A 2,395-nucleotide genomic window follows, 5' to 3' on the forward strand; every position below is an offset into this window, starting at 1 on the left:
GCCGCCGACCCGGCCGCCTCGCTGACGTTCCACTGGGTCAGCCGCCACAGCGCACGGAACTCGGCGTCGAGGCGGCCGAGTCGGCGGCGCAGCGCGGGGTCGTCCCAGCGGCCGTTCTCCCGTGCCGTACACGCCAGTTGGCGAAGGACACGGCGGCAGGCGACGACCTCCCCCACGAAGGCGGTGCCGCGCTCGAAGGAGAGGGTGACCATGGTGACGCGCCAGCCGTCGTTCTCGGCGCCGACCCGGTTGGCGGCCGGCACCCGCACCTCGTCCAGGAACACCTCGGCGAACTCGGTGGACCCGGCGAGCGTGCGCAGCGGCCGTACGGTGATCCCCTCGGCGTCCATCGGCATCGCGAGCCAGGTGATGCCCCGGTGGCGGGGCGCGTCCGGGTCGGTGCGGACGAGGAGTTCGCACCAGTCGGCGACCTCCGCGTGCGAGGTCCAGATCTTGCTGCCGGTGACCACGTAGTCGTCGCCGTCCCGGCGGGCCCGGGTGCGCAGCGCCGCGAGGTCGGAGCCGGCGTCCGGTTCGCTGAACCCCTGGCACCACACCTCCTCGCCGCGCAGGATCGGTGGCAGCCAGCGGGCCCGCTGGGCGTCGGTGCCCTCGGCGGCGATGGTCGGACCGGCGTGCAGCAGCCCGACGAAGTTCGCCCCGACATAGGGCGCGCCCGCCTTCTCGGACTCCTCCAGGAAGATCATCCGCAGCGCCGGGGAGGCGTCCCAGTGGACATCGGCGTACCCGGCGTCGTACAGCGTCCGCTGCCAGCCGAGGTCGTAGGCGCGCCGCCCCGGCCAGTCGGCCGGATCCGGCTTCGGCGGCAGGGCGGGCAGCACCTCGGCGAGCCACTCCCGCAGCCGCGCCCGGAACTCCGCCTCCTCCACGGTGTCGGAGAGGTCCATCACCGGTCCAGGTCGAGGCCGAGCATGCGGATGGCGTTGCCGCGCATCAGCTTGTACACGGTCTCCTCGTCCAGGCCCCGCACATGGTCGAGGGCGACCTCCTCGGTGTGCGGGAAGGTGGAGTCGACGTGCGGATAGTCGGTCTCGAAGGTGGCGTTGTCACGGCCGACGACATCGAGCGAGGCGACGCCGTGCTTGTCGCGGAAGAAGCAGCAGTAGATCTGGCGGTAGTAGTACGTCGACGGGGGCTCGGGCACCAGATCGCGCACCCCGCCCCAGGCCCGGTGCTCGGCCCACACGTCGTCGGCGCGCTCCAGGGCGTACGGCACCCACCCCATCTGCCCTTCGGAGTAGGCGAGTTTGAGCCGCGGGAACCGCACCAGGACCCCGCTGAAGAGGTAGTCCATCATCGAGGCCATCGCGTTGTTGAAGCTCAGGGAGGCCTGGACGGCGGGCGGGGCGTCCGGGGAGGCGGCGGGCATCTGGGAGCTGCTGCCGATGTGCATGTTGACGACCGTGCCGGTGTCCTGGCAGACGGCGAAGAACGGATCCCAGTAACCGGTGTGGATGGACGGCAGCCCGAGGTGCGTCGGGATCTCGGAGAAGGTGACGGCCCGCACCCCGCGCGCGGCGTTCCGCCGTATCTCCTCGACCGCCAACTCCACGTCCCACAAGGGGATCAGGCACAGCGGGATGAGCCGCCCCCCGCTGTCCCCGCACCACTCCTCCACCATCCAGTCGTTGTAGGCGCGCACACAGGCGAGGGCGACCTCCTTGTCGTGCGCCTCGGCGAACGTCTGCCCGCAGAAGCGGGGGAAGGTGGGGAAACACAGGCTCCCCTCCACATGGTTGAGATCCATGTCCTCAAGACGCGCCTTGGGATCCCAGCACCCCCGCCGCATCTGCTCCCGGGTGATCCCCTCCAGGGTCATCTCGTCGCGGTCGAAGCCGACGGCGGCGATGTTGCGCTTGTACGGGAACTTCAGATCCTCATAGATCCACCAGTCCGTCGCGGGCCCCTCGGGATCCATGGAGATCTGATACTTCCCGCCCACATAGGCGAGTTCACCGATCCCGGCGGTGAGCGGCTGCGGCCCCCGCTCCCGGTACCTCGCCGGCAGCCAGGTCTCGAAGAGGTGGGCGGGCTCGATCACGTGGTCGTCGACGCTGATGATGCGGGGCAGTTCGATCGCCATGATTCCCCTCCGCCGGACCGGGTCATATCTGATGACGCGTCAGTTAGCATGCCACAGACCTGACGATCCGTCAGTAACGTCTCTACGAGGCGGCAAAAGGCAGGTGGCGAACATGAACCCGTCCCCCTTGGCACCGGCGAACGAGACCGCACGGTCGCTGGGTTGTGCCCGCACCCTGTGGGAACTGGCCGCCCGCGCGCACAGCTCGCCGAAGGTCAGCGAGCGGGACGACTGGAGGAAGACCGGGCGGTCGGGGGTGAGGGCGGCTCGGCGGGCGGCCAGTTCCCACAG

Annotated in this window: 2 protein-coding genes; both read right to left on the reverse strand. The window is 70.1% G+C overall.

From position 1 onward, the window contains the following. Positions 1-908: acyl-CoA dehydrogenase family protein (locus tag CCN72_RS28615; protein ID WP_107430174.1), on the reverse strand; the 908-nt coding region annotated here is incomplete at its 3' end. Next, positions 908-2,104 carry an amidohydrolase family protein gene (locus tag CCN72_RS28620; RefSeq protein WP_086810804.1) on the reverse strand — a complete coding sequence of 399 codons (1,197 nt, stop codon included), beginning with the start codon at positions 2,102-2,104 and terminating at the stop codon, positions 908-910. The genes CCN72_RS28615 and CCN72_RS28620, both read right to left, overlap by 1 nt. Positions 2,105-2,395: the final 291 nt, after the last annotated feature.

This window comes from Streptomyces murinus (assembly GCF_002154555.1).
In the GTDB taxonomy this organism is placed as follows: Bacteria; Actinomycetota; Actinomycetes; order Streptomycetales; family Streptomycetaceae; genus Streptomyces; species Streptomyces murinus.